Here is an 18464-nt window from a genome sequence, read left to right as displayed (position 1 = left end):
GAAATAAAGACACCGCGTAAAGCGGTTTTTTTGTATCTAAATTTCACCTAGAGCCCTGCCTTTGAGCGGGGCTTTTTATTTGGAGATTAACCAATGGCAAAAACGAAAGCGTCTGCGTTAGACGCACCAACCCAAACGCAGGCAACGAATGACCCGCGCGACTATGTGATGCTCAGAGAAAAGCGCATCCTTTATTACTGGCGTGAAGAGGGTCAAACGGTCACCTTGAAACCATCTCAAGCTGAGTATCATCTCAGAAATAAAAATCTCGTATTAAAAGAAGAGAGACAATAATGGCATTAACAACAACACAAAACCATAACGGCATCTCACTTGAAGTGGGTGAGCCGTTAGGCCCAATGGGCGGAGTGGATAACCAACTGGGCGGCATGATTGGGTTGGCACCCAACAAACATCCAGACGTTCCTTATGGCGAACCTATCAAGCTTTATACGACCGCTGACCTAGCCAAAATTGACACAACAGAGAACCCAGCCGGTGTGCTTTATTGTAGTGCGAAGTACTTTCTAGAAGTCGCTCAGGTGCCTTGTTACGTCATCATTGAAAAACCAGGTGCAGATGCCGATGAAACGCTACAAAACATCGTTGGTGGCGTGTCGCCTTCTGGTCGATTAACAGGTATTGCAGCGTTTGCTGGATGCAAAGAAGCGCCTACCAATGTGGCCGCACCAGGCTTCCATGGCCTTGAAATCGCTAACGCATTAGCGGCACTTGCTAACCAAACCTACTGTGAGGGTTGGACTGACGCACCGGATTTTATCACCAAGGATGCTAAGGAATATGCTGGGAAATTAGGTGAGAGCCATAAACGCGTATGGTGTTGTGATGTGAGTGGTGAGCGTTGGAGACATACGATTCCACCATCTGTTGTTGGCATGGCAGCGCGCTGCAGTGTGAAACCTTCTCAAACACCCAATGGTGCACCGGTACCACTGGACGATATCGCCCGTTTGGTTGGGTACCGTGTTAACGATAAAAACAGTGAAGCGGTAGACCTTAATAAAAAAGGCATCGCGCTTACGGTTCGAGATCCGAATGGCGGCTTAATGTTCTTAGGCACCCGTACGGCAGATGGTAGTTTTGGCAATATTATTGGTATTGAAAACCAATTGTGTCGAGAGCTTATCAAGTCACATCGTGACACGATGAAATCTAACTTGGACTTTGATTTCTTTAATCAGCGTGTTGCGCAGTTGAATAATTGGCTCGCCAGTCTGCAAGCCGATGGTGAGATCATTGGTGCAAAATGTTACCTCCACACCACTCGCAATAACTTGCAGCGTTATAAAAATGGTGAGTGGGTACTTGTGGTTGATTGGGGCGCTTACCGTCCTAACGAGCACTCCATCATTGAACTCAACCAAAGCGATGAAATTTTACAGGTTTACATCGACAGCGCAGTTAAATCATTCAGTTAATAGGTGAAATATGTCTAATCGAGTTACTCTCGCCAGAAAACTAGTACTACCAGGCGACATTAAAATTACGAACAACATTGAAGACTTTACACCACCCAAATACAGCAAAGTATATGCTGATGTGCCTGGGGCATTCATGGGCAAAAAAGTGTGTGTGGGTTACGAAGCTGCTGAGTGGTCGGTGACCATTAAGGGTGAAATGGCTTCGGTGGTCAAGTCGGCCCTGAAAAATGGTGATAAGACGGTCATTATTTTCAATGAAAATGGCACGAATCAAGATCAGGTGTTTTCAGCTGAGCACCAGATGACGGGTGAAGTCAGCGTGGAGTATTCATCACACAAGATGCGCGAACAACAAACCCTTACCTTAACGGGACAGATCTCGAGGCATACATGGAAAGAAAACGGTGTGACCCTCACCGAAGTGGATATTGATAACGGTCAATACACGATCGGTGGCAAGAAATTCAATAACTAACGCATTGTGTTTATTTAAGGTCGCCAATTGGCGACCTTTTTATTTATTGTGGAGGCAGTATGACTCAAACCGAATACCTAGAGCGTTCATTCACGCTTTTAAAATCCATTGAAACACTCAGTAAAGTCACAGTAAAGCCAATGAGCCGTGAATCAAGCATGGCGATTGAGCCGAAAGGTGACACATTCACCCAAGAAGAGAAAGAAGCTTTGGTGATGGCCTCAACAGGGCTTTGCCAAGATGAACTGGATGCGCTATCAAGCCCTGATTGGCTGACGCTTTATGAGTCGTCTTATGACTTCTACCACCAAACCAGCTACCAGTTGGCTCAATTAGAGCAGGATGAAACAGCGAAAGAAGTGGTGCTGCATTTTAGTGGTGAGCGCAAAGTAACCTTCGAGCTACCTACCCTTAAACTTTCCAAAATGGCCAATAAAATCAATGATGACATCAAACGGGCCTGTTTTATTATCGCGAACCTTACAGATCTTGAAGAAGATGAAATTATGGCTTTGCCATTACCAGATTACCGAAGCCTTGTGAGCGCTGTAACGCATTTTTTAATCAGACCAGCGGCTTACTTTCAGTAGAGAGCGTTGAAGTCATTCTAGACGTGATTCCACTGGCGGGTTACTCCGCTGGTGATGCACAAGAGTGGACAACGGAAATTGCATTGCGACGTTACGAGCTAGCTTTAGCTCACTTAGGGGTAAAGCGTGGATAAAAAAATAGAATTAGGCATCACCACAGGTGCTACGCAAGCGGTCGCTGGAATTGAGACAGCAGATAAGGCGCAGCAAGGTTTTATTGGCGCCATAAAAAAGGCACAAAAGGAACTGAAATCAGCACAGGATATTGCAGGTGATGTTAGGCAGTTCGAGTCTTTAGAGTCGGCGCTTCGCATGACTCAAAAGCAAGCATCACATAACAGCGCAGTACTGACAGCGTTGTCTGCCAAACAAACACTCCATCTAAAGCTTACGGACGCAGAGACCGTTTCGCTAAAAAATAACCAGAAAGCTTTAGAAGTGCTGAATAGGAAAAAAGCCCAAGGTATTAATTTAACTGATAAAGAGCAACAAAAATTAGTTCGTTCTGAGTCGGTCGTATACAAGCTGACTAAGAAAAAAAACGCCCAATATAAGCACACCAAAAAGGAACAAGCGGAATTAGAGAGGCTACGTCAAAAAGCATCGAGCTTAAAAGCACAAGAGAAAAACCAGTCACGCCAAATCTCTAAGCTGGAAAGTAAGTTGGAAGCAGTCGGTATTAACCCGACGGATTTACCCAAAGCTAAAGATATCGCAGACCGTAGAGTCGAAAAATCGGCGCAATTACTCGACCGTGAAAATCGCTTGCTAAGCCGCTCTAATGAACTTCAACAACGTAAAAAAGATGTACTGCAATCAATGCCAAGCAGTAACGCCACTGCTGGGGCCATTTTATCGACCGGCGCAGTCATGATGAAAAAATCGGCTGTCAATGATGCGTCATTTTTAACCATTGCTCGAAATTTTGATTTTGGAAATCAAGGCGCTCAAGGACAAGAAGCACAAGCGCTACGTCGTGAGCTAAATAGTCTTGCGGTCGAATTAGCAGGGGTGGATAGCTCACAGATAATGGCAATTGCTGGTACTGGCGCGAACTCGGGGATTGGCAAGGAAGATCTTGTTGCTTATACCCGTGAGACTGTTATGGCCTCATCTGCTTGGGGCATAAAAGACAAAGTGCAGGCTGCCCAACAAGGAATGAAATTACGCAATGCACTTGGGTATAGGCATGATGAATCCGGTCAAAAAAAATTCATGCATATGGCTAATATGATCAATGAGGTTGACAGCAAAAATAGCGGCGTTAATGCAAGCGATCTCGTGCATGTTATGGCTAGCCAAGGCGAGTTCATGATGAACGCAGGCTTCAGTGAGTCACAAGCATTGGGACTGTCGGGAGCCCTTTTAGCAAATGGCGCTAGTAAAAAAGAGGCGACAATAGCTGTCAAGGACATTACCGCAGCTTTAAGCGCTGGACTCCTAGCGACGGATGGCCAAAAAAACACCTTTAAAAAGCTTGGTACTGATGCAGAGTCTGTTTCACTTGGTATGACAAAAGACGCAACAGCTACTTTGCTGGGTGTACTCGATGGTATCAAAGGGTTAGACACACAGGAGCAAGCTGCTGCGATCAAGTCCATATTTGGTGACAAGGCGAGTCCACTGATAACAAAGATGCTCAAGGATACAGAGCAACTCACTCAAATTCAGGAGAATGCGGCTTCTGCAAGCTCAAATTCGGTGAATAAAGAGTACCAAGAAAATGCCAGTACAAGGCTTGCTGATATAGAGCGCTCTAATGATGCATTCAGTCAATTAGCCATTGTTTTGGGTGATAAGGCGTGGCCTGCACTTAGAGGTTTTTACAATGGTGTCACGGACCTAACGATAGCAACAACTGATTGGATTGCCGAATCCGGAATGGCGAGCAGTGCTGTACTTGGGCTAGGTGCTTCAGTCGTGGCCGGTATTGCTGCTTATAAGGTTTATCAAGGTATCAAATTCGCGACAAACATTACGAGTATCGCTAAAGAGGCATTGGCCTTAAAGAGCCAACAGTCTGCTACAGACAAAGCGACGGCTGCGGCCAATCGTCACACTGCCGCAATGGAACGTCAAGCAAGAGCGACAGGCGGCGCTCGCGTGAGCGAATCTGGCAGGGCAAGAGAAAAAGCAAGGCCATCATCACGACGCCGACGTGCTGGCAAACGCAGTTTAGGTATGAGGTTGTTCAGCGGTGTAATTCAGGATTCACCTTCGAGCGTTCCCGGTGGGCATGCGCCGGATTCAAGAAGTGCCAAGGCAAAAGGGTGGGGCATGCCTATTCATAAACTGGCTAAAGTGACTTCCTTTGTGCGACCTCTCAGCATGGCCTTTGATGCCGTTAGCTTTACTAACCACCTAATGAGTGGAGATAAAGCCGCGGCGGCAAAACGTGGCGGTGGGTTGCTTGGTGGTTTAGGTGGTGCAGCAGCAGGTGCTGCGCTTGGCTCAATGGTCCTTCCTGGTATCGGAACTGTGATTGGCGCAGGTATTGGAGGAATGCTTGGCGACGTTACTGGTGAAGATATTGGTTCAACCATCTTTAGTTGGTTTAAAGGTGATGGAAGCACACCAAGCGAGAAACCGGCGTCTGAGGGGGCAAAAGCAGTGGCCAGCCCCGAGTTTGCTCAAGCGAAAAGTCCAGAACTTGCCACGGAGCATTGGATAAACCAGAGCCCCTTACCCAATAAAATGGAAGAGATTAGAAGTAATCAAATTCATAAAGCAGAGCAAACTCAGAGGCCGAGTGTGACCTTTTCTCCTGTTGTGCAGATATCTGGAGCGCAAGCCCCAGAACAAACCGCAATGTTAACGATGGAGGCGATACAGCAGGCGCTCACTCAGTTTGCTCAAGAGCATGGTTTGGACTCTGAAAACCTCACACAAGATTTTGAACATTCATTGGTGAATTAATGGAGTATTTAGCATTTAACGAGCATTTGGCACTAGACGAGCATGTTTTTAGTGTCAAACAAAGTAATCCGCTGGAAGGCCATTCCTATGAGACTTCTAGTGGTTGGTCAGATTTTGATGCGATTGACTGCCCGAGGCAAGACCCTACTGCCAACCCGCTCGATAACTGGACGCTTAATCTCGTAGCGTTCAAAGGGAGTGGCGAGGCCGAAGCTGAAGCGTTACGTGCGATGGCCAAAGCACATAAGGTCGTTCAGGCGACGGATAGTAAAGGTAAAAATTGGGGGACATTTACCATTCGTAATGTAAAGACCAGCTATACAAAAATCATTGATTCAGGACAAGCGCAAATCGTCAAAATAACACTCACGCTAAAGGAATATCGACAGAGAAATGAAAGTACAAGTAAAGCCAAATGAAACGGTTAACCGGTTACTTTTTCGTGTATTTGGTGTGGACTCAGACGAACTTGAGGAGGCGTTTTATCGACTTAATCCAAACCAAACTACACCTTTTTTAGAACCCGGCCAAGTGGTTGAATTACCGACTATTGAAGATAAAACTAATGAAGTCGCAACAAGAGAAATACCGGTATGGACGTAATAAGCATCAAGGGGGAGGGGGCTACAGAGCTTAAGCCATTTCTCATCAGCTGGTCATTAACAGACAGTGATGATGGTACAAAAGCGGATAGGCTTACTCTTAACTTCAGTGGTAGCCAGTTACAAGAGTACATTCCTAAAAGCGGTTGTGAGTGGAGCGTAACGATTGATGGCGAACATCGGGGAGCTTTTCAAGTTTCTTCGGTCACTGAACACTTGCATCCAGTAAAGCTAGTTGTGCAACTTACTCCAGCTAAATTTAGTGTAGAAGATAGGAGTGGTTTTAAGGAACCTAGGCGACGCTCCTTTCCACCGGCTACAGTCTCGGATGTGGTGAAAGCCGTAATGGAACCGCATGGCTACGATGTGCGCGTTAGCCCAGAACTCGCATGCCTGTTAACCGGACACTTGAATCAAAATGAGGAGACTGACTCTGCTTTTATTACTCGATTAGCAACGATGTACGACGCTATCGCCAAGCCCATCGATCGTATGTATGTGTTTGGCAAGCGAGGGAGTCTAAAAACGTTAGCAGGTAACGTCCAGCGTTCCATCATTATTTCGGCTCAGGATGTTCAAAAAGGTTCAGCCAAGATTGCACACCCCAGTAATATCCGATTCAAAGGCATTAAAGCTGAATGGCAAACCACTGAGACGGGAGAAAGTGGCACAGCGAAGATCGGCCACAAACCTTATTACCTAATTCAAGATAGTGTGTTTAAAAGTGCAGATGAAGCGACGCAACGTGCCGAAGCTAAACTTTCAGAGTTTAACCGGCGCGTGCAAAGATTCAGCGCCACTTTAAGAGGGAAGCCAGGCTTATTTGCTGAATCGGCTATGAAGTTAGAGGGGTTTTGCTCTCTCCACTCCAAGGGTAACTGGTCGATTAAAAGCGTTACTCTGTCGGGTACCCGCAGTACCTATACCATCCAAGTAGAAGCCACTCGCCCGGCTTAATTATTGAGAGAGGACCTATGAAATACCCACAAGCCTATTTGATCGCTTTCGAAAGGGTGATTGGTCACGAAGGTAAGTACCAAAACCTATACGATGACCGTGGTAACTGGACGACTGGAACCGTCGGCCAGGGAGAATGTAAAGGTACGAAGTTTGGTATCTCCGCCATGAGCTACCCGCATCTAAATATAGAACAGCTCAGCATCGAGCAAGCTAAAGAGGTCTACTATCATGATTTTTGGCTCAAACTTGGTGGGGACAATCTGCATAAAGCGCTGATGTATCAACTTTTTGATGCATCAATTCATCATGGTTGTTGGCGTGCAATGCGCTTTTTGCAGCGCGCCGTCGGCACTAAGGACGATGGCTATTATGGTAAGAAAACTGAAGCTGCAGTTAAAGCCGCAGATCATAATGATGTGCTCTTAAAGTTTTTAGCCGACCGTTTAGATTACATGAACGATACAAAGGCGTGGCGCAAGTTCTCGCGAGGTTGGTCACAACGAATCGCGGAAAACCTTCGTTTAGCTGCAACCGATAACTAATGGATTTTCAGCAGTCTTTAATAATATAGAGGCAAATACCACAATCATCTAAAAATGGATAAATACATGAAAAAGATAATTTTTTTACTGCTTGTAATGATACCAAATTGTGTGGCGGCAGAGGTCAGCACTCTGACTCCTGAAGAAGCTGATCTGATCTTTGGCGTACTGAGATGGTCAGCCGGTGAATATTACGGTGCTGTGGTGCTTGTCCTGTTCGCTCTCGGATTTATTTGGGCACAGGTGAGACAGTTCATTAAACCTCAAACATTAGCAAAAGCCCCCGAGTGGCTCATTACTGTATTAGAGGGAATTGCAGCTAACCGTGGGCATGCCAAGAATCAACTAAGTAACAATCCTATTCATTTCAAGCGGACGCAATAAATGCAATATCTCCAAGCTTTTCTGGGGCTACTGAAAGCCTTTTCATTTATCACAAGCTGTTATCAAAAATGGCGAGAGACCCGACAACAAGAGTACAAACAAGCACAGGTTAAACAGATCAATGAAAAACCACACGAGACTTTTGCTAATGAGTTCGGCCATCCTTCTGGCTGCGTGCGTGTCACCCTCCCCAAAAAGCAATTGCCTACCCACACCGATAAACCTTGAATGGTACCTTGCAAACAACGACAAGGGTGAGGGTGTTTATATTCCTATTCGAAGCTTTAAAAATTTACAAACTTATATTTTTGCGCTTAAGACGTGTGCTAGTCATTCATAAACGTTGTTGCCATTACAGTAAATCTCGAACTTCAAGTAAGTTTCACAAGCCTCCCCCTTCCGTATTACCTTGAATTTGTGATCTATTTTGTCTCATGGAGCTAATAAAGAGCACTCATTCAAGTTAACCTTCGTCCATCTAGCGACTAAAAACAGATATTAAACCATTACTGGGATAAAAGTATCTTTTAGGGTTTAATTTTTACTTCTAGTACTTTATAGTGTTTGTAAGCGATTTAGGCACTAAGGACATTTCATGACCACCATCATCGATTCATTGGAACTCGTATGCGAACGCATGCAGCAAGAACAGGCCGACCTTAAGGCTGTTATCAAAGAGCGCATGCAGATCAAAGTAACTGACACTGAAATTGAAGGAAGCGTTGACCGTTTGATCTACAACCATTCGTTGAAGAAAAAAGAACTTCAAGAACTTTTTGGTCTATCGCGTGTGACGTTTAATAGTCGAATCGACGAAGCGACAGAGCAGGGCGTGATTGGTGCGCCTATCATTCAAGGCCGCACCCATCTCTATAATCGTTTTGATGTCGCAAGCATGATGGATTTTATGGATTTTCCAAAGTACAACCAGCGCTTTGAACCAACCACTGTGGTTGTCGAAAACCATAAAGGTGGTACTGGTAAATCGACAACAACTGTCACCTTAGCGACCGCAGCAGCCTTAGACCTTAACCTCAATGCGCGTTGCTTGGTTATCGACTTAGACCCACAAGGCTCAACGGGCCAAAACCTCATTCACCGAGCCGATGATGAGTCGGTGTATATGACGGCTGTCGATATTGCACTGGCCGATTTAGAACCTGAAGGGGACTTCTCGCAGTACCTTAACGACTTGGGTTATGAGGAGCTGGTTAAAGCGATTCCATTCAAAACGCATCTGCCAAACCTTGATGTGATCCCAGCATTCCCATCAGACGAACGTTTTGTTGACAGCTACTGGGGACAAGATGAAGCAGGTCAACAGAAGCTGGTGAGCGAGCTACGCGAAAAAATCCTACCGATACTTAAACAAGAATACGACCTCATTTTCATTGATACCCCTCCCCAGAATTCGCCAATCCTATGGGCTGTGAATGAAGCTGCTGACGCGGTACTCATTCCAGTCACGCCGCGAGAATTCGACTTTGCGTCTACCAGTAATTACATGGCTACCATGCCGGGCACTTTCAGAGCTCTGCCATCGCAGGGCGAAAATCTAAAGTGGGCAAAGCTTCTTCCCGTAAACTTTGACGAGAAGAGTGCTCACGAGGTGAAAGTATTCGATAAGCTACTACGTGCGGCGCAAGGGCATTTACTGTCTACCGCTATTCGCCACTCTGAAGCGTTTGTTGCGGCAGCAGAAAGCAACCGAACCGTGCTTGATATTCGAAAATCGGAGCAAATTTGCAGCGGTAAGCAGTTTGACCTGGCCATGACGTCTGTTAATGCCGTTTATCACCAATTCATTACTGAAATCAAGCAACTAGCAACGAAGGGGCTATAACATGTTACGACCACAAGATAAACGCACCGGTTTTAACCAAGGCAATCAATTGGGTAAACGTACAAAGTCCGAAAGCCCCAAAAAAGTCTTCACTTTCGCCAGCGGAAAAACCACAACTGCTGAGCGTGTGATTGTTAAAGCCAATGAGCTGGAAAGTAGAACATCGATTCACCCGTTGAACCCACGTTGCCAAGAATCGCTTACTTTAGACTCCGTACGCGACATTTTGCCAAGCATTCAAGAAGAGGGCGTACATACTGAAGGTGTCGCCACCAAAGATGAGCTGGGCACTTATCAGCTCCTTGATAGCTCACGGCGCCGTTTCACCTGTCTCCAAGCTAAGAAAGACCTACCATTATGGGTGATTGAAGGGGATGTTGAGCAGGCCGACCTAATCTCTTTCATTAGTACAACTCAGTCTGTTAAACGCCTGTCTTACCGCGAGTTGGGAGCAGATTACTCAAGCATTATGCAAGAGCAAGGTTTTACTAAGATTGATGAGCTTGCCGCACACCTCAACATTGGTCGCGAAACGTGTCGCAAGCGCTTTGCGGCGGCGGCCATCGACCAACGCATGATCGAGGTCTTCCCAGATTGTGAAGGTATTCCGAATGGCTACTATGCCAAGCTTGCGAAAGCTGAAAAGCAATTAGTAAAGGAGAATACCGCTGTTTCGCGCTTTATCAACTCACTTAAATTTAATCTTGATGATGTAGAGAACGTCGAAGACAAACAGAAGATCGTGCTCGCAGCGATAGAAGCTAAGCTCGCGAAGAAGGAAGCTAAGATTTCTTGGAAGACCGAAGCTATTGCGAACTTTGAGAACAAAAACCAGTACGCGAAGGTTTCTCGTAGTAGCGATAAGCGTGGTTTGAAGATTGAACTGAGTCGGTTACCCGCTGAGATGTACGATGAAATCGTTCAATTTGTCGCGGAAAAAATTAATCAGAGTTGATACTTAGCGCCATAATAGGTTGGAGCTTTTTTTGGGGACAACGGGGGTTGTCCCGCAATGAACTATTTTTAGGCAAAGAGTTAGCACTTAACCTGAGGCAAATCTGCCCAAGATGTCGTGTACTGCGGTGTTAGAAGCTGACGCCTCATTTGCCACTTTTGCTCAATGCCTTGAGCGCCAAGGAATAACGTATTCTGGCCAAAACGTTGATTCAGTCCATCAAATACCGACATTAACGGTGTATTGTTTGGGGCTGGGTTAAACAAGTCCGCTTGCTCTTGCCTCCCATCAACCAAATCCAATAGCCCAACGCCCACTTTGTAAAAGCGCACGCCTTCTGAAAAGAGCTGCGCTGTGAGTTCAGAAACCACTTGAGTGATCTGCGTGACATCCGCCGTCGGGTAGGGGAACCGGTGGACGACACGCCGGTTATAGGGCGCATCATCAAAGGGCGAACTCGAGGCAAAGCACATTAGCACCTTACATAAGGATTGCTGCTTTCTTGCTTTACGCGATGCTATGCCCGCGTGGTGGCACAACGCCTGACGTAATAAGGTTTCGTCTTCAATGCGTTCGCCAAAGCTGCGTGTAGAAAAGATCTGTTTTTTATCGGCTCTTGCTTCATCCCACTGTTTACAGACTTGGCCATTGAGCTCACGCACGGTGCGTTCCAACTCCACATTAAACACCTTGCGGGCCAATGGCGCTGGGTACTTGGCCAGTTGTAACGCGGTGGTGATACCAAGGTGTTTTAGGTGAGTCGTCAGCCGTTTCCCTACTCCCCACACATCACTGACTGAGAGCTGAGCGAGGACGCGTTCGCGTTCCACTAAAGTATCGAGCACGCACACCCCATCAAACCCAGCGATTTTCTTTGCCGCATGATTGGCGATTTTGGCCAGAGTTAACGTCGGTCCAATGCCAACACACACAGGTAACCGACATTCTCGCCACACCGATTTTCTGAGGGTTTGCCCATGCTCACGAAGACACGGTATCGCGAGCGCCGTTCGCTCGAAAGAGAGAAAAGATTCATCGATAGAGTAGATGTGCTGCTCAGGAGCAAATCGGCCGATGACTTCCATCATCTTGCTCGATAAGTCACCGTAAAGCTCATAGTTAGAAGAGAGCGCGATAACGCCGCGTTGCTCGCACAGTGCTTTCATCTGGAAGTAGGGCTTAAACTTCTCGACCCCGCACTCTTTGGCTTGACGGTTTGCCGCGACTACGCAACCATCATTATTGGACAGAACAACAACAGGCTTACCACGCCATTCGGGGCGAAAGACTTGCTCGGCGCTGCAGTAAAACGCATTAGCATCAACCAGGGCAAACATTACCCTTGCCCCAATAAATGACTGGCCCGGTGACAGCGTATCGAACGTATGACGACGCCTTCCACAGTGAAGGTATCGCAATCTTGGACCAAAACTGGTGAGTGGTTCGGGTTAGCAGAAAGCAGCTGGCGATGCTGAATATCAAGCAATTTACACACGAATTCGCCATTCAGGTTGGCCACAATCACATCCATGTTACTCAAGGCGACGTGGCGATCGACAATCAAAATATCCCCATCGAAGATACCGACCCCTTGCATCGAGTCTCCGCTCGCGCGCCCTAAAAAAGTCGCACTTGGGTGCTCGACCAGTAACTCATCTAAATCAAGTGAAAGTTGGCGGTACTCCGCAGCCGGTGACTCAAAGCCAGTGATGCCGGCGCGGGCAGAAATAGGAATAACGTTCATAAATAATACTGTTTATATATACAGTATTATTATGGGTAAAAATGCTCAGAAGCGCAAGTGTCAGATGAAGTCAGTTTTCTGTTCAAGAAGTCTTAGTTATAAATTAATCACCATAAAATACTGATTTAATTGTTTTATTATGAATTTATAAAGGTGGGCGGAATGGGGCTATGGAGCGCTTACCACAAATCATAAGTACCCAATGCATACGTTAGGATGTCAGAATGTGTCGTTCAACTTGTTATGAGTTTTTTTGGGCTGGCTCACTGAAGATAAGGGCTGTTCAAAAAGTAAAATGAGCATGTACTTATACAATGAAAGTGATTGCACTAAAAAGATGGGGGGAAACTCTTCTTTGCCTTTGATATATACCCAAGTGGCCCCGAGATACTTGATTTAGAGCCAGGTAACTTGGGTATACTCGAGAACTACTATTGATTAAACGTTATCGGCTCCAATTCAATTACTCCACTCTCTTTGTATGCACCTTTTTTGTCCGTAGATATGGAGTAAGTCAAACCAGTGAGTGTTTCTGATTCACGAATGCGAAACTTCGAGAATCCCATACCTTCATTTTGGATATAAGAAGGAGACCCTGATGAGTGATAGTGACAGAGCTCTTTTGTTTCCCCACAGAGCGGGCGAATTTGAATCAATGATGGCTTATCTTTTAGCTTTGCACTTTTTGAGTAACTAAAGTTGATGATATTCCAATCAGTTTTAGTTTTCGTTTCAGGTATATGTAGTGATACTGAATTGATATTAGACGACTCTAGTTTCTTCGGCTCTACATCGAAATATTGTTTACAAGCATCAGTATTGAAAGGAATAAATCTCATTTCATATCTATCGTGTTTAGCTTGATTTTCTTGGCATATCGCAGCATTTAGTAACTGAGTAGAACTGATTAAACTCCCAGCACCATCTTGAACTTTCACTTCTAAATCAGTGGTTTTATCACTAGCATCTAACAGTTCAACACTAATGCCTCGCTTCACTTCTTTACCATCTTGTAGATAAGCGAAAGTGGTAAGGCTGCCATTGATTGGTACTGTTACAGACATGAACTTATCTGAAGATTCAAACTTGACATCGGTTTTAAACGACCAAGTAGGTACATCGGCATTGGCAAAGCCAGTAACAAGGGTTGAGAGCAAGATATAATTTTTTATCATAACGGGTTTTCCTTGATGATAACCATCTTTACTTATATTCACGACATTGTAAGACACTCACTAAAAAGAAAGTTTCCACCCTTCGGGAAGTTTAAATTATATATGCCCAGATACTTTTACCGTCTGTATTCCGCTCAAAACCTGACAGGTCAAACTCAACGGTATCCAACCATGTAAAAGTCGCTAGTCGTGATTCTAGATGTAGATTCTCTACAACATGTAAATGATGAAGTTGAAATCTTATTATTTCCATGAACTTACCAACAAACCTAACCCTCGTTATACGGCTGCACATTGGGTTGGTTGCCCGTTCTATGTCCATTACGGTTAATGCAAACCTTTGAGGCATGGAGGGGATCCACTTCGAGCTGTGAGGGTAAGCACGCACTTTTCTAATTTAATTGGGTACACCAAGAAAGTTCTGCCCAAAAGCTTCACAGGCTGTATTAATCCGTAGTACTTTTTTAACTCAAAGTTGCCCAAAGTGACTTAGTGGGTGCTGGCGTCCATGATTACGATGAATATTCAATCTCTTAAATCTGTTTCCTTAAGCTGAACAGATACCTAACAGGTACCTGATTGTGGAGTTTCTTGATTTAGTTTATTGAAGTAACTAACAGTGTATTCAATAAATAATCGAGTTAAGCGAGGTAGTTGCTTTCTGGAGGGATAGAGCAAGCTCACGTCAAGTAATGGCAGTGGTGAGTCTGGCAATATCTCCACTAGGTCTCCTTTTCGAATACCCTCCTCACATAAGAACGGAGGTAATTCGGTAATGTATTTACCATTTAAAAGATTATATTTGAGTTGAGAATAGTCATTTGATATCTCTTTAGGCTCAATTCGAACCTTTTTTCCACCAAGAACCCAGTGGATGTTTGAGCCAGGGTTTCCCCAGGCAATACAAGGTTGATGATACAGCTCAGATGTGTCGCTGATTTTCTCCATATTTTTAGAAGCAACGAGTTTGTGACGATAACTTGTGAGGCGGCGAACTACGTGGGACAGGTTATTTATATCACCAACTCGAAAAGCAACATCAATACCATTTGCAACTAGATCTAACTTTTCAGTTGTGACTAGAGAATCAATTTCAATGTTGGGGTAGACCTCTTTGAAGCCCTTAAGCAAAGGCCACAAAATCTGAAAGCAAGGCGGTATTGATATTTTTATCCTTCCCCTTAAAGCCTGTTCATTATTCATTAGAGTGTCAAACCCTAGATTGATTTCTTCGTAAGCTCGTACAAAAGAGTGATAGAGAACATCGCCAGCTTCAGTCGACCTCATTTTTCTCGTCGTTCTCTCTAATAAACGAATGTTTAGCTCTTTTTCTAACTCCGCGACTTTCCTGCTGACTGTGGTTAGTGGCAAGTTTAGCTCTTTCGCCGCAGCGGTGAATGACCCCTTGTCAATAACCGCAATGAAAATTCTAGCGCTATTGAGATTGATTTCTTTCATTTTATTATCCCAAATATGAGATAGTTTATGTAATTTTACTCGTATTGTCTTTGTTTTTGAGTGAATTAATATTGCCTTCATCGACACGATACACAAAAAATTAAATAGGAATAAGATTATGAAAGCAATTATTGCAACTAAAACAGGCTCTCCAGAAGTACTTACTATCGTTGATACCAATGAGCCAATGGCACAAGAGGGCGAAGTTAAAATTAGAGTGAAGGCATTTGGTCTCAATAAAGCAGAAACGTATTATCGAGCAGGACATTTTGGGCAACTAAATCCAGAACTTGCGCTAGGTATTGAAGCGGCTGGTGAGGTTATTTCTGATGCATCTGGTACTTATAAGGTTGGCGATAAAGTGGTTACGGCGATGGGAGGAATGATGTTCTCTCGCCACGGCGGCTACGCGGAAATCATCTCAGTCAATAAAACCAACGTAAAGAAAATTCATAGTGATATTGATTTCGCAACGTTGGCCTCTTTGCCTGAGCTTTACTCGACCGTTTGGGGAGCATTAGACAAAACACTCAATATTCAATCTGGCGAAACAATTCTTGTAAGAGGTGCGACTTCAGCTGTTGGTCTTGCAGCGGTAACTTATGCTAAAGCAAAAGGCCTCACAGTATTTGCGACAACACGTAGTGAAGAGAAAACTGAGTTACTGAACTCAATGGGGGCTGACAGTGTCATTATCGACAATGGCAATGTGGGTGAAGCGGTAAGAAGCCTTCGCCCAGAAGGTGTAGATAAAGCTCTTGAAGTTGTGGGAGCGTCAACGGTTGTGGATACAATGAAGGCTATTCGTCCGTGGGGAGAGGTTGCAGTCATCGGCTTACTTGGAGGCGCACCTGTAATAGAAAATTTTGGCTTAATGTCAGACCTTCCAAGTTCAATAAAATTAAGCTTCTTCCAGAGTGGGATGCTAGGTAATGAACTTCCTCTTGAAGAATCACCGATCGATTGGGTTGCAGAACAAATCACTAGTGGAAAAATGCCTTCAATCATTTCTAAAATTTTTGAATATGAAGATATTAGAAAAGCACACTCGTTGATGGATGCTAACCAGGCAAACGGAAAGTTGGTTGTAAAGATGTCTTAATTGACGGTCAGAAGAAGATCATGATACTTGGCCACCACACATTTTAGTTCTTCTGTGGTGGCCTTTTTAAAAAGATACATAGCAAAGGTAAAAAGTTTGTTTTTTAGAAAGAAAAAAAGTGTGACCGACTCCCTTCAAAGTCGCCTATCCATCAATAACTTTGATAAAAATAAGCCGATGAGCTCTGATGAAATAAAGAAACTTATTCAATATACCACTCTGGCACCAACTGCGTTTAATTTGCAGAACTGGCATTTTACGGTGGTCAGGGATAGTGATAAGAAAGCTAGCTTAAAAGAGCTCTCATACGGTCAACAAAAAGTCGAGGATGCTTCAGTCTCCATCATTGTTTCAGGACTTCTAGAACCTCAAAAGCTGATTGAGCGAGCGTTGCGCCCTTCTCTTGAAAGTGAGGTGTTACCTCAGGAGGTCGTTGATGGATGGATTGGTGCTGTCAACAATATGTATGCTGATAATCTTGAATTTCAACGTGATGAAGCCATTCGTTCTGCCTCTCTTGCAAGTATGGCATTAATGTTAGCTGCCGATGAGATGGGGCTGGCTTCTTGCCCTATGATTGGTTTCGACCCTGATGGTGTGAAAAAAGAATTTAACCTCCCTAGTGCCGCAGTACCAGCAATGATCATTCCCGTTGGTTATGCGCTAGAGGGGAATTGGTCTCGAAAACCTCGACTTCCGATTGAACAGGTACATGACATCATCTAGCGTGCTATTTTGTATTGACCATTGGCTTTGTAAGCTTCTAAGGAGTCATTGAATAAATTAGTGTTGCGACTGTTCGGGCTGAAACTCATTCTGTCCAGAGCCTTTAGAGATGGCACTTCGAAGCTCAGAAGTGCCCTTTATCACACAGGTCAAATACTCATTCACATGCTATTAATATGCGTTTGTCTTATTAAAAGTTATCTGAATTTAGAGGCGCGATAAGCCACTCTATTTAGTGATTGGCTGTTTGCTCAGCTTAGAGAAAACTTCAGTTAGAGGTTTGCAGTGCTTCAATTTTTTAATCTGTGATTGAAGCCAGCACAATGAAGAGGTTTGGCGTTACAATAAATAGGATATAACAAGTAAAGAGGGTCTATGACGTTTTCTCCTGCCATTTTGCGTAAAATCTGGTACTCCCCTTCCATTAACCTAGGGCTTCGCGCCACCAGTGCCATTGTGCTATTTCTCGGTTTAGGGGTGTTGTCTAATCAAATCAGTATCGCAATGACCGCTCTCATGACTATGCCAGCAGCTTTAATTAGTGGTCTTGACGCAGCCGGTCCAAGGCGCTGGACACGTTTTGCTATTACAGCAACCGCTTGGGGAGTGACTCTGGCCGTCAGTTACGTTCTGCTGATCAGCGGGCTACCTTTATGGTTGACCTATGGCGCAATTGGTGCCTTACTTGCCAGCGCTGCGGTAAATGGCCCATTTTGGGGACGGCTAGGGATGTCCAGCCTCCTGATCGCTGTCGTCAGCCTGTCACTTCATAATTCCAATTCAGCTTTAAGCTTGTACCCTATGTTGGTGCTTGGACCTCTTGCTTTTGCATTATTTAGCTGGCTTTGGTTTGCCTTATGGAGGCACTATGCGTTGCGCGTGTGTCTATCCGCGATTTACGAAACGTTGGCAGACTACATCCAATATCGTCAAGAATTCTTGTTAGGAAACGAAAATGGAGCACCAAAAAGGCGCCTAAAATACCAACTAATCGAGTTGTTCCAACAGGCTCTTCAATCCGAATCTTTTCGCTCTAAACAAGAAGATGCTAACTCGCTCCGACAAGCTTTGTTTCTCGCTATCGATACGTTTGAAGTAGTACTAAGCAGCCATACAAATAATCCAGATCTATTAAGCCAATTTCAGTCAAGTAAGCAAAAACGAGACTTGTTATTAGTTTGGAGTCAACATTGTCAGCAAAGATTAAGACACAAAGCCAAACAGCTTTTGCATAACACGCATGAAGAGATGGAGCACTTAAGCTCATTAGCGCAAGAAGCGAATGACTTGATTGAAGCGGTGAAGCTCGAAGACCAACCCCGATTTCGTTATTGGGCATACGCAGTGAAGCTCATTTCCTGTCGTATTGAGCTTAATGAACCCGCTTATGAACGCTCTTTTGAAGTGCAGCCGTTCGAATTGTCCTTTCGTCTGCCAAGCCGAGGCAATCCGATTTGGCGTCATATTACCCGTGTAGGTTTGATGTTCGCGCTTGGCGCAGGGATTGCGGAGTACTATGAATTCGCTTCTTGCGCTAATGAGCTTAAGTG

The 18464-nt window shown here is 44.7% G+C and carries 20 protein-coding genes; 16 read left to right on the top strand and 4 right to left on the bottom strand.

The features are described from left to right. The first annotated feature begins 93 nt into the window (after positions 1 to 93). The 13 genes from A3712_RS15320 to A3712_RS15260 all read left to right on the top strand — a co-directional run bounded on the left by A3712_RS15320 (position 94) and on the right by A3712_RS15260 (position 10709). The gene (locus A3712_RS15320) at positions 94 to 294 is read left to right on the top strand and encodes a hypothetical protein (protein ID WP_063524137.1); all 201 of its coding nucleotides are present in this window, start codon (positions 94 to 96) and stop codon (positions 292 to 294) included. Further along, positions 294 to 1439: a hypothetical protein gene (locus A3712_RS15315; protein ID WP_063524136.1), complete on the top strand. Its 1146-nt coding sequence runs from the start codon at positions 294 to 296 to the stop codon at positions 1437 to 1439. Before A3712_RS15320 ends, A3712_RS15315 begins: the two co-directional genes overlap by 1 nt. A 10-nt stretch (positions 1440 to 1449) precedes the next feature. Further along, positions 1450 to 1917 carry a phage major tail tube protein gene (locus tag A3712_RS15310; protein WP_063524135.1) on the top strand — a complete coding sequence of 156 codons (468 nt, stop codon included), beginning with the start codon at positions 1450 to 1452 and terminating at the stop codon, positions 1915 to 1917. A gap of 59 nt (positions 1918 to 1976) precedes the next feature. Then, positions 1977 to 2507 (top strand): phage tail assembly protein, encoded by a 531-nt coding sequence (locus tag A3712_RS15305; RefSeq protein ID WP_063524134.1) that lies wholly within the window; start codon positions 1977 to 1979, stop codon positions 2505 to 2507. A 126-nt stretch (positions 2508 to 2633) separates the two neighbouring features. Beyond that, the gene (locus A3712_RS15300; RefSeq protein ID WP_063524133.1) at positions 2634 to 5423 is read left to right on the top strand and encodes a phage tail tape measure protein; all 2790 of its coding nucleotides are present in this window, start codon (positions 2634 to 2636) and stop codon (positions 5421 to 5423) included. After that, on the top strand, positions 5423 to 5842 hold the full coding sequence (locus A3712_RS15295; RefSeq protein WP_063524132.1) for a phage tail protein: 420 nt from the start codon (positions 5423 to 5425) through the stop codon (positions 5840 to 5842). The genes A3712_RS15300 and A3712_RS15295 overlap by 1 nt, the downstream gene beginning before the upstream one ends. Continuing rightward, positions 5817 to 6026, top strand: a complete 210-nt coding sequence (locus A3712_RS15290; RefSeq protein ID WP_063524131.1) for a hypothetical protein — start codon at positions 5817 to 5819, stop codon at positions 6024 to 6026. The genes A3712_RS15295 and A3712_RS15290 overlap by 26 nt, the downstream gene beginning before the upstream one ends. Continuing rightward, positions 6017 to 6982: a contractile injection system protein, VgrG/Pvc8 family gene (locus tag A3712_RS15285; RefSeq protein WP_063524130.1), complete on the top strand. Its 966-nt coding sequence runs from the start codon at positions 6017 to 6019 to the stop codon at positions 6980 to 6982. The genes A3712_RS15290 and A3712_RS15285 overlap by 10 nt, the downstream gene beginning before the upstream one ends. A 17-nt stretch (positions 6983 to 6999) precedes the next feature. Beyond that, the gene (locus tag A3712_RS15280) at positions 7000 to 7527 is read left to right on the top strand and encodes a glycosyl hydrolase 108 family protein (protein ID WP_063524129.1); all 528 of its coding nucleotides are present in this window, start codon (positions 7000 to 7002) and stop codon (positions 7525 to 7527) included. A 66-nt stretch (positions 7528 to 7593) separates the two neighbouring features. Then, on the top strand, positions 7594 to 7911 hold the full coding sequence (locus A3712_RS15275) for a hypothetical protein (RefSeq protein ID WP_063524128.1): 318 nt from the start codon (positions 7594 to 7596) through the stop codon (positions 7909 to 7911). Next, positions 7912 to 8139: a hypothetical protein gene (locus A3712_RS15270; RefSeq protein WP_063524127.1), complete on the top strand. Its 228-nt coding sequence runs from the start codon at positions 7912 to 7914 to the stop codon at positions 8137 to 8139. 367 nt (positions 8140 to 8506) lie between these two features. Then, positions 8507 to 9754, top strand: coding sequence for a ParA family protein (locus A3712_RS15265; RefSeq protein WP_063524126.1), 1248 nt, complete (start codon positions 8507 to 8509; stop codon positions 9752 to 9754). 1 nt (position 9755) lies between these two features. Then, the gene (locus tag A3712_RS15260; RefSeq protein WP_063524125.1) at positions 9756 to 10709 is read left to right on the top strand and encodes a ParB family protein; all 954 of its coding nucleotides are present in this window, start codon (positions 9756 to 9758) and stop codon (positions 10707 to 10709) included. A gap of 80 nt (positions 10710 to 10789) precedes the next feature. Here the strand turns inward: A3712_RS15260 and A3712_RS15255 are convergent, their stop codons facing one another. From A3712_RS15255 to A3712_RS15235, 4 genes are all read right to left on the bottom strand, one after another. After that, a complete protein-coding gene (locus A3712_RS15255) occupies positions 10790 to 12046 on the bottom strand; it encodes a Y-family DNA polymerase (RefSeq protein WP_063524124.1) in 1257 nt (418 codons plus the stop codon). Then, complete coding sequence (locus tag A3712_RS15250; RefSeq protein WP_063524123.1) at positions 12046 to 12453, bottom strand: LexA family protein; 408 nt, start codon at positions 12451 to 12453, stop codon at positions 12046 to 12048. The genes A3712_RS15255 and A3712_RS15250 overlap by 1 nt, the downstream gene beginning before the upstream one ends. A gap of 431 nt (positions 12454 to 12884) precedes the next feature. After that, positions 12885 to 13628 (bottom strand): hypothetical protein, encoded by a 744-nt coding sequence (locus A3712_RS15245; protein ID WP_063524122.1) that lies wholly within the window; start codon positions 13626 to 13628, stop codon positions 12885 to 12887. 564 nt (positions 13629 to 14192) lie between these two features. Beyond that, positions 14193 to 15086, bottom strand: coding sequence for a LysR family transcriptional regulator (locus A3712_RS15235; RefSeq protein WP_063524120.1), 894 nt, complete (start codon positions 15084 to 15086; stop codon positions 14193 to 14195). 118 nt (positions 15087 to 15204) lie between these two features. Between A3712_RS15235 and A3712_RS15230 the strand changes: the two genes are divergently transcribed. From A3712_RS15230 to A3712_RS15220, 3 genes are all read left to right on the top strand, one after another. Next, positions 15205 to 16188 (top strand): zinc-binding dehydrogenase, encoded by a 984-nt coding sequence (locus tag A3712_RS15230; protein WP_063524119.1) that lies wholly within the window; start codon positions 15205 to 15207, stop codon positions 16186 to 16188. Positions 16189 to 16215: 27 nt separating this feature from the next. After that, a complete protein-coding gene (locus tag A3712_RS15225) occupies positions 16216 to 16914 on the top strand; it encodes a nitroreductase family protein (RefSeq protein ID WP_231891821.1) in 699 nt (232 codons plus the stop codon). 375 nt (positions 16915 to 17289) lie between these two features. Continuing rightward, the coding region (locus A3712_RS15220) for an FUSC family membrane protein (RefSeq protein ID WP_331710897.1) at positions 17290 to 18464 on the top strand (1175 nt) is incomplete at its 3' end.

The sequence above is a fragment of the Vibrio sp. HI00D65 genome (genome assembly GCF_001635455.1).
GTDB lineage: Bacteria > Pseudomonadota > Gammaproteobacteria > Enterobacterales > Vibrionaceae > Vibrio.
Note: the sequence above shows the minus strand (reverse complement) of the source record. Positions and strands in the feature narration are given on the sequence as shown.

Coding starts and splice junctions, on each gene's coding strand:
- A3712_RS15320 (WP_063524137.1), top strand. CDS start 94: ATGGCAAAAACGAAAGCGTCTGCGTTAGACGCACCAACCCAAACGCAG.
- A3712_RS15315 (WP_063524136.1), top strand. CDS start 294: ATGGCATTAACAACAACACAAAACCATAACGGCATCTCACTTGAAGTG.
- A3712_RS15310 (WP_063524135.1), top strand. CDS start 1,450: ATGTCTAATCGAGTTACTCTCGCCAGAAAACTAGTACTACCAGGCGAC.
- A3712_RS15305 (WP_063524134.1), top strand. CDS start 1,977: ATGACTCAAACCGAATACCTAGAGCGTTCATTCACGCTTTTAAAATCC.
- A3712_RS15295 (WP_063524132.1), top strand. CDS start 5,423: ATGGAGTATTTAGCATTTAACGAGCATTTGGCACTAGACGAGCATGTT.
- A3712_RS15290 (WP_063524131.1), top strand. CDS start 5,817: ATGAAAGTACAAGTAAAGCCAAATGAAACGGTTAACCGGTTACTTTTT.
- A3712_RS15285 (WP_063524130.1), top strand. CDS start 6,017: ATGGACGTAATAAGCATCAAGGGGGAGGGGGCTACAGAGCTTAAGCCA.
- A3712_RS15280 (WP_063524129.1), top strand. CDS start 7,000: ATGAAATACCCACAAGCCTATTTGATCGCTTTCGAAAGGGTGATTGGT.
- A3712_RS15275 (WP_063524128.1), top strand. CDS start 7,594: ATGAAAAAGATAATTTTTTTACTGCTTGTAATGATACCAAATTGTGTG.
- A3712_RS15270 (WP_063524127.1), top strand. CDS start 7,912: ATGCAATATCTCCAAGCTTTTCTGGGGCTACTGAAAGCCTTTTCATTT.
- A3712_RS15265 (WP_063524126.1), top strand. CDS start 8,507: ATGACCACCATCATCGATTCATTGGAACTCGTATGCGAACGCATGCAG.
- A3712_RS15260 (WP_063524125.1), top strand. CDS start 9,756: ATGTTACGACCACAAGATAAACGCACCGGTTTTAACCAAGGCAATCAA.
- A3712_RS15255 (WP_063524124.1), bottom strand. CDS start 12,046: ATGTTTGCCCTGGTTGATGCTAATGCGTTTTACTGCAGCGCCGAGCAA.
- A3712_RS15250 (WP_063524123.1), bottom strand. CDS start 12,453: ATGAACGTTATTCCTATTTCTGCCCGCGCCGGCATCACTGGCTTTGAG.
- A3712_RS15245 (WP_063524122.1), bottom strand. CDS start 13,628: ATGATAAAAAATTATATCTTGCTCTCAACCCTTGTTACTGGCTTTGCC.
- A3712_RS15235 (WP_063524120.1), bottom strand. CDS start 15,086: ATGAAAGAAATCAATCTCAATAGCGCTAGAATTTTCATTGCGGTTATT.
- A3712_RS15230 (WP_063524119.1), top strand. CDS start 15,205: ATGAAAGCAATTATTGCAACTAAAACAGGCTCTCCAGAAGTACTTACT.